The organism is Pararhodobacter marinus, assembly GCF_003122215.1.
Lineage (GTDB): Bacteria > Pseudomonadota > Alphaproteobacteria > Rhodobacterales > Rhodobacteraceae > Pararhodobacter > Pararhodobacter marinus.
On the sequence record NZ_QEYD01000007.1, the window covers coordinates 265,950 to 273,025 of the forward strand.

8 protein-coding genes are annotated in these 7,076 nt (G+C 64.6%); 4 read left to right on the forward strand and 4 right to left on the reverse strand.

Going from position 1 to position 7,076, the window contains the following annotated elements; all coding sequences use genetic code 11:
• Nucleotides 1–2: 2 nt before the first annotated feature.
• Complete coding sequence (paaI, locus tag C4N9_RS13465) at nt 3–431, reverse strand: hydroxyphenylacetyl-CoA thioesterase PaaI (protein WP_210404036.1); 429 nt, start codon at nt 429–431, stop codon at nt 3–5.
• A gap of 11 nt (nt 432–442) precedes the next feature.
• Nucleotides 443–1,231, reverse strand: a complete 789-nt coding sequence (gene paaG / locus C4N9_RS13470; RefSeq protein ID WP_245902553.1) for a 2-(1,2-epoxy-1,2-dihydrophenyl)acetyl-CoA isomerase PaaG — start codon at nt 1,229–1,231, stop codon at nt 443–445.
• 134 nt (nt 1,232–1,365) lie between these two features.
• On the opposite strand from paaG, the gene C4N9_RS13475 reads away from it, so the two are divergent.
• Entirely contained in the window at nt 1,366–2,175 is an 810-nt protein-coding gene (locus C4N9_RS13475; RefSeq protein ID WP_109533848.1) for an NAD-dependent epimerase/dehydratase family protein, read from the forward strand.
• Nucleotides 2,172–2,777, forward strand: a complete 606-nt coding sequence (locus tag C4N9_RS13480) for a sugar transferase (RefSeq protein ID WP_109533849.1) — start codon at nt 2,172–2,174, stop codon at nt 2,775–2,777. Before C4N9_RS13475 ends, C4N9_RS13480 begins: the two co-directional genes overlap by 4 nt.
• 27 nt (nt 2,778–2,804) lie before the next feature.
• Here the strand turns inward: C4N9_RS13480 and C4N9_RS13485 are convergent, their stop codons facing one another.
• Complete coding sequence (locus C4N9_RS13485; RefSeq protein WP_109533850.1) at nt 2,805–3,089, reverse strand: NfeD family protein; 285 nt, start codon at nt 3,087–3,089, stop codon at nt 2,805–2,807.
• Nucleotides 3,089–3,970 (reverse strand): SPFH domain-containing protein, encoded by an 882-nt coding sequence (locus C4N9_RS13490; RefSeq protein ID WP_109533851.1) that lies wholly within the window; start codon nt 3,968–3,970, stop codon nt 3,089–3,091. The genes C4N9_RS13485 and C4N9_RS13490 overlap by 1 nt, the downstream gene beginning before the upstream one ends.
• A gap of 210 nt (nt 3,971–4,180) precedes the next feature.
• Between C4N9_RS13490 and ettA the strand changes: the two genes are divergently transcribed.
• Both ettA and C4N9_RS13500 read left to right on the forward strand, forming a co-directional pair.
• Nucleotides 4,181–5,836, forward strand: a complete 1,656-nt coding sequence (gene ettA, locus C4N9_RS13495) for an energy-dependent translational throttle protein EttA (RefSeq protein WP_109533852.1) — start codon at nt 4,181–4,183, stop codon at nt 5,834–5,836.
• A gap of 502 nt (nt 5,837–6,338) precedes the next feature.
• Nucleotides 6,339–6,854: a MarR family winged helix-turn-helix transcriptional regulator gene (locus tag C4N9_RS13500; protein ID WP_210404037.1), complete on the forward strand. Its 516-nt coding sequence runs from the start codon at nt 6,339–6,341 to the stop codon at nt 6,852–6,854.
• Nucleotides 6,855–7,076: the final 222 nt, after the last annotated feature.

The following is a 7,076-nucleotide window of genomic DNA, read 5'->3' on the forward strand; positions in this document are numbered from 1 at the left end:
TCTCACTCCTCGGGTAGATGGGTGCCCTTGACGGTGCGCGAATGGCCGCGGAACTCCGCGATCTTCACGCCGTCGTCACGGGTCACGCTGATGTCGTAGATACCGCCGCGCCCCTGCCGCCAGACTTCGCGGGCCTCGGCGCGCAGCACGTCGCCCTCGAAAGCCGGGGCAAGGAACGTCACCTGCGCCATCTGCGCGACGACCCGCTGGTTGTAGGTGTTGCAGGCAAAGGCGAAGGCGCTGTCGGACAGGGTAAAGATATAGCCGCCATGGCAGATCTTGTGGCCATTGGTCATTTCGGGACGCACCGTCATGGTCATCACCGCCTGTCCCGCCCGGACGTCCGACAGCACCATGCCCAGATGTTGTGTGGCGTTGTCGTCGGCCCACATCGCATCGGCGCAGGCCTGGGCCATTTCGTCGGGTGTCATGTCCCGCACCGTCATTTCCCCCGGAACTCCGGCTGCCGCTTGTCGAGGAACGCGGCCACGCCCTCGGCGTAATCCGCGCTTTCGCCGCAGGCTTTCATCAACTGTTCTTCCAGTTCCAGATGCGCGTCGAGCGTGTTGGTCGCCGCCGCCTGCATCGCCCGTTTGGTCGAGGCATAGCCAAAGGTCGGCCCCGAGGCGAACTTCGCCGCCAGCGCGCCCGCTTCGTCCAACAGCGCCGCGTCGGGCAGGCACTTCCAGATCAGTCCCCAATCCGCGGCTGTCTGCGCGGGCAGCGGCTCGGCGGTCAGGGCCAGCCCCATCGCCCGTTGCGGCCCCAGAAGCTTCGGCAGATGCCAGCTTCCCGACGTGTCGGGGATCAGGCCCACCTTGCTGAAAGACTGGATGAATTTCGCGCCTTCGGCGGCAAGGGTGATGTCGCAGGCGATGGCCAGAGACGAGCCCGCCCCCGCCGCCACGCCATTGACCGCGCAGATCACCGGCATCGGCAGCGCCTTGATCTGCCGGATCAGCGGCGCCCAGAGCCGGCGCACCGTGTCGCCCAGATCGGGCGGACCGTCCATCTTGCGCGGATCGCGGTCGCCCAGATCCTGCCCGGCGCAAAAGCCCCGGCCGGCGCCGGTCAGCAGCACGCAGCGCGCTTCGGCCTCGGCCCGGGTCAGGGCTGCGCGCAGCGCGGCGTGCATCTCTTCGGTGAATGAATTCAGCCGCTCGGGGCGGTTCAGCGTCACATGCAGCACGCCCGCCTCAAGGCGCACCAGCACGGTGTCCGATTCGGTCATCTTGTCCTCCCTGCGCATTTCTGCGCTTCGGGGCTGATTTTTTCATCAACCGTACGGTCAGTCAATGAATATCTGCGGCCGGTATGGTGGCGCGAACGCTGGTCTTGCTTCCGCCATCATGGCAATCAGGGCGCATGAACACTCTTCTTGTCACCGGTGCCAATGGCCGCGTCGCCCGGCTTCTGCGCCGCGCCTCCGTCCCGGGCGCGCTGTGGTCGCAGCGCGGACCGGGCGCCGATCTCGACTGGTCGCCGCTCGACGGGCCGCAAGCGCTGCTCGACCATTGCGCGCGCCACGGGGTGCCCGGCACGTTGTGCATGCTGGCCGGTGTCACCCCCGGTCCCGGCGCCCGGATCGAGGACAATGCAGCCCTCGGCCGCGCCGCCGTCGAGGCCGCGCAGGCGGCCGGCATCCCGCGCGTGCTGCTTGCCTCCAGCTCGGCGGTCTATGGCCACGGCCGCGCGCGCCCGTGGTCCGAGGACGACCCCACCCGTCCCGCCAATCCCTATGGCGAGGCCAAGCTGGCGATGGAGCGTGCCTGCGCCGCGCCGGGCGTCACCATGCTGCGCATCGGCAATGTCGCGGGCGCGGACGCGCTGCTGACCAATCCCCGCCGTCCGCTGCGACTGGACCGTTTCGCCGATGGCACCGGCCCCGTCCGCAGCTATATCGGCCCGCAGACGCTGGCCCGGCTGCTGCACAGGCTGGCGCAGGCCCCTACCCTGCCGCCGGTGCTGAATATCGGCGCGCCGCGCCCGGTGGATATGGCCGATCTGGCCCTTGCCGCCGGTTTGCCCGTGGAACGCCAGCCCGCGCCGCCCGAGGCGATTGCCGCGCTGACACTCGACACGACGCGGCTTGAACAGCTTTTCCCCTTCGCCGATACCGACAGCGCGCCCGCGGCGATGATCGCCCAGTGGCGCGCCTGCAAGGAGCCGTCATGAACCCGCTCAAACGCGCTTTCGACCTGTGGACCGCGGCGATGATCACCCCCATCGTGCTGCCGCTGATCGTGGTGATCTCGCTGGCGATCCTGATCACCGACGGGCGGCCGATCTTCTATGGCGGCGAGCGGATGAAAACCCCGACCAAGGGATTCAGCCTGTGGAAATTCCGCAGCATGAAGGTCGACCCGACCGACAGCGGCGTTTCGGGCGGCGACAAGAGCGCGCGGATCACGCCCATCGGCCGCTGGCTTCGCAAGAAGCGCCTCGATGAGCTGCCGCAGCTCTGGAACCTGTGGCGCGGCGACATCTCGGTCGTCGGGCCGCGCCCGCCGCTGCGGCAATATGTCGAGCAGTATCCCGACATCTACAACGAAGTCCTGAAATGCCGCCCCGGCCTGACCGGCTTCGCGACGATCTATTACTCGCGCCACGAATACATGCTTCTGGGCCGCACCACCTCGCGCGCGGAAACCGACGCGGTCTACCGGCGCAACTGCGTGCCGCGCAAGGCCCGCATTGACATGATGTATCAGCGAAACTGGAGCTTCTGCTTCGATCTCAACGTGGTGCGCAAGACGCTGTTCTCATCCGCCCGCTAAGCAAAAGGGCCCCGCAGGGCCCTTTCGTCAATCCTCGTTGATGTCGTGGTCGATGCGCTTCATCTGGCCCTGCCGGACCCCCAGCACCGCCCGCATCACCAGCCAGGCGGCGACCGAGATCACCGCGAACATCAACAGCGACAGGACCAGCGAATCCACGATCCACTCGGTCGAAGGCATCCCGACCCAGACCAGCGCGCCGGTGATCACCGCGCCCACCGCGAAGCCCGCGAACAGAAAGCCCGGCACGATCACCTCAAGGATCGCAAGCCCCAGCCCGGCGGCGATCCAGACCCACCAGAATTCGTCCATCACCCGCGTCCTTTCAGCAGCTTGAACGCATCGCCGAAGGCATCGATCATATGCGCCGGCAACACGATGGTCTGCTTGCCCGCGCCCTCGGCCACGTTCTTCATCGCCTCGACCTGCGCGATGGCGATCTGGTATTGCGCGGCTTCCAGCCCGTTGCGGGCGATGGCCTCGGCGATGACACCGGTCGCATAGGCTTCGGCATCGGCGCTGATGCGCTTGGCCTTGGCGGCCTGCTCGGCGGCGTACAGCTCCCCGTCTGCGGCCAGCTCGACCGCGCGACGCTTGCCCTCGGCCTCGGTCACGGCGGCGCGGCGCGCGCGCTCGGCATTGAGCTGCTGCAGCATCGCCGCGCGCGTCGCCTCATCAAGGTTGACGTCCAGCAATTCCGCCCGCGTCACCTGTATGCCCCAGTCATCGACCACATCCGCGATCGAGGCGCCGATCTTCTGCGTCAGCCGCGCGCGGTTCGACTGCACCTCGTCCAGCTCCATCGTGCCGATCTCCGAACGCACGATGCCCGCCACCGTCGTCAGGATCGCGGCATCCACGTCGCGGATCCGGTAAACCGTCTTTTCGGGCTCCATGATGCGGTAGAAGACCGAGGTTTCGACCTGCACCAGCACGTTGTCCGAGGTGATCGCGTCCTGTTGCTGGTTGGGCAACTGGCGCTCAAGGATCGACACCTTGTGCGCCACCGTGTCGATGAAGGGCACGATCAGGTTGATCCCGGGCCCCAGCACCGCGCGCAGGCGGCCAAACCGCTCGACCACGAATTTCTGCGATTGCGGCACGATCCGCACGCCCAGAAAGATCGACAGGATGATGAAAAGCGCAAGCAGAAGCAGCACGATGGTACCGCCGCCGATAAAATCGAAGGGCATGAACGTCTCCGGTACAAGGGGCTGTGTCATCTCGACAGAATCAGGTTTCACAGCGGGGCCAAATCCATAAATCTCGGCCCCATTATGCCGCCGGGGCTTTGCGAGGGAAAGAGCCGGTGCTTGCAGCCAAGGCGCCGCACCTGTAGGGATCTCTGCAAATTCCCGTTATATCTGGCGCCCTGCGCGGGTGCTCAAAACACTGGAGCTGACATGGCCTCGTATCAGTACGTCTATCACATGGATGGCGTGTCCAAGACCTATCCCGGCGGCAAGAAATGCTTCGAAAACATCCGCCTGAACTTTCTGCCCGGTGTGAAGATCGGTGTCGTCGGCGTCAACGGCGCGGGTAAATCCACGCTGCTGCGCATCATGGCAGGCATCGACAAGGATTTCTCGGGCGAGGCCTGGGCCGCGAAGGGCGCCAAAGTCGGCTACCTGCCGCAGGAGCCGCAGCTGGACGAAACCCTCGACGTGCGCGGCAACGTGATGCTGGGCGTGGCCGCGAAACAGGCCAAGCTCGACCGCTACAACGAGCTGGCGATGAATTACTCGGACGAAACGGCCGAGGAAATGGCCCAGCTTCAGGACGAGATCGACGCCGAGAACCTCTGGGATCTGGACAGCCAGGTCGACGTCGCGATGGAAGCGCTGCGCTGCCCGCCCGACGAGGCCGATGTCTCGAAACTGTCGGGCGGCGAGCGTCGGCGCGTCGCTTTGTGCAAGCTGCTGCTGGAAGCCCCGGACATGCTGCTGCTGGACGAACCGACCAACCACCTCGACGCGGAAACCATCGCCTGGCTGCAAAAGCACCTGATCGAGTACAAGGGCACGATCCTGTGCGTCACGCACGATCGCTACTTCCTCGACGACATCACCTCGTGGATTCTCGAGCTCGAGCGCGGGCGCGGCATCCCCTACGAAGGGAACTATTCCTCGTGGCTGGAACAGAAGGCCAAGCGCGTCGCGCAGGAAGCGCGCGAAGACAAGGCCAAGCAGAAGGTTCTGGAGAAGGAACTGGAATGGATCCGCGCCGGCGCCAAGGCCCGTCAGGCCAAGTCGAAAGCGCGTATCTCGGCCTATGAAAAGATGGCCGACCAGTCCGAGAAGGACCGCGTGGGCAAGGCCCAGATCATCATCCCCAACGGTCCTCGTCTGGGCGGCAAGGTGATCGAGGTCGAAAACCTCAACAAGCATTACGGCGACCGCCAGCTGATCGAAAACCTGTCCTTCTCGATCCCGCCCGGCGCCATCGTCGGGGTGATCGGCCCCAACGGCGCGGGCAAATCGACGCTGTTCCGCATGATCACCGGCAACGAAGAGCCGGATTCGGGCTCGGTCACGCTGGGGGACACGGTGAAGCTGGCCTATGTCGACCAGTCGCGCGACGCGCTCGACCCCGACGCCACGGTCTGGGAAGAAATCTCGGGCGGGGCCGAGCTGATCGAGCTGGGCGATGCGCAGGTCAACAGCCGCGCCTATTGCGGGGCGTTCAACTTCAAGGGCGGCGACCAGCAGAAGAAGGTAGGCCTGCTGTCGGGCGGTGAACGCAACCGCGTGCATATGGCCAAGCTTCTGAAAGAGGGCGGCAACGTGCTGCTTCTCGACGAGCCGACCAACGATCTGGACGTCGAAACCCTGCAGGCACTCGAGGCCGCGATCGAGGATTTCGCCGGCAACGCGATCATCATTTCGCACGACCGCTTCTTCCTTGACCGGCTCTGCACGCATATCCTCGCTTTCGAAGGCGAAGCGCATGTCGAATGGTTCGAAGGCAATTTCGAAGCCTATGAGGAAGACAAGATCCGCCGCCTCGGCCCCGATGCGGTCGAACCCAAGCGGGTGAAATACAAGAAATTCAGCCGCTGAGGCGTCCGCTTCTCGTGCCCGAAACGACAAAGGCCCGGTCAACAGACCGGGCCTTTTTGTCGCGCATACAACCTAAGGGGTTGACGCATTAGGTAACTCCGTTACCTTTTACTTCAGTTTATGCGAATGTATTAGTATCTAAAGGGAGGGCTCCGATGGTCTGTCAACGTGTCCATCTTGCTGTGTTACCCCGTTCAATCCCCAACCGGATCGTTCAGAACCTCGCGCCGCGCATCGCCGGGCGCTTGGCACTGGCACCGCTAAGAACCAGCGGCTTTCAACCCATAGGCGAACCTGCATCGGCAATCCAAACACGACGTCACCGGCGCGTCCCCATCAGATATGACGCCGGGGCGGGGCGCTCTCGGCGCGCGCAGGCGTGACGCCCATGCCAAACCGTCAGCGTTCCGTCACGCCACAGACAAGCAGCGTCTCCACGTCGGCCCTCTTGCCCATGCCCGCAGCGCCCCGCCCTTCCCTGCTCGCCCAGCAAGGCAACCTTGTGTCCCAGCCGGACGAAAGCCTGACACGCCTCGACACCGGACACAGCCATAACTCGACCTTCATCCGCGACGGACGCGTTATCCTCGATATCGGTCGCTATGTTCCGTATTTCATCACCGTCGTTCACAACAAGCTCGCGCGGGGCTCTTCGGCGATTTATCTCGAACGGTTCGGGATCGGCATCGTCGATTGGCGCGTCATGGCCAGCCTGGTGCTGGAACCCGGCGCCTCGGCGTCCCGCATCTGCCAGCTGATCGAACTCGACAAGGGCGCGGCCAGCCGCGCGCTGACCAAGCTTGACGAGTTGGGCTACCTGGAACACGAAGCCGCGGAACACGATACCCGCCGCAAGACCTGGACGCTCAACGCAAGGGGGCTTGCGCTGTATGACGCGGTGCTCGATCTCGCGCTCGAACGCGAAGAACGGCTGATCAACGGCATCGACAGCGAGGATCTGGCAGTGTTCATCCGTGTCATGAAACAGATGATCGGGAATCTTCAGGACATGGGCTGAGTCCGCGGGCCGCTTGATGGCCCGAAGTCGTAGCCCGGTGTCGCACGGGCACCGCATGGACGCATCTGGGCGGTCAGATGCCAGCAGGCTCCGGGAGTCTGAAACGCAAACAGCCGCCCCATGGGGCGGCGGCTTGGTATTCGGACATCGTATAGAATGAGGTTTTTTTGTTTCTTATCAGGTTTGGCGGTGACCTACTCTCCCACGACTTGGGTCGCAGTA

Coding starts and splice junctions, on each gene's coding strand:
- C4N9_RS13490 (WP_109533851.1), bottom strand. CDS start 3,970: ATGCCCTTCGATTTTATCGGCGGCGGTACCATCGTGCTGCTTCTGCTT.
- paaI (WP_210404036.1), bottom strand. CDS start 431: ATGACACCCGACGAAATGGCCCAGGCCTGCGCCGATGCGATGTGGGCC.
- C4N9_RS13480 (WP_109533849.1), top strand. CDS start 2,172: ATGAACCCGCTCAAACGCGCTTTCGACCTGTGGACCGCGGCGATGATC.
- paaG (WP_245902553.1), bottom strand. CDS start 1,231: ATGACCGAATCGGACACCGTGCTGGTGCGCCTTGAGGCGGGCGTGCTG.
- C4N9_RS13485 (WP_109533850.1), bottom strand. CDS start 3,089: ATGGACGAATTCTGGTGGGTCTGGATCGCCGCCGGGCTGGGGCTTGCG.
- C4N9_RS13475 (WP_109533848.1), top strand. CDS start 1,366: ATGAACACTCTTCTTGTCACCGGTGCCAATGGCCGCGTCGCCCGGCTT.
- ettA (WP_109533852.1), top strand. CDS start 4,181: ATGGCCTCGTATCAGTACGTCTATCACATGGATGGCGTGTCCAAGACC.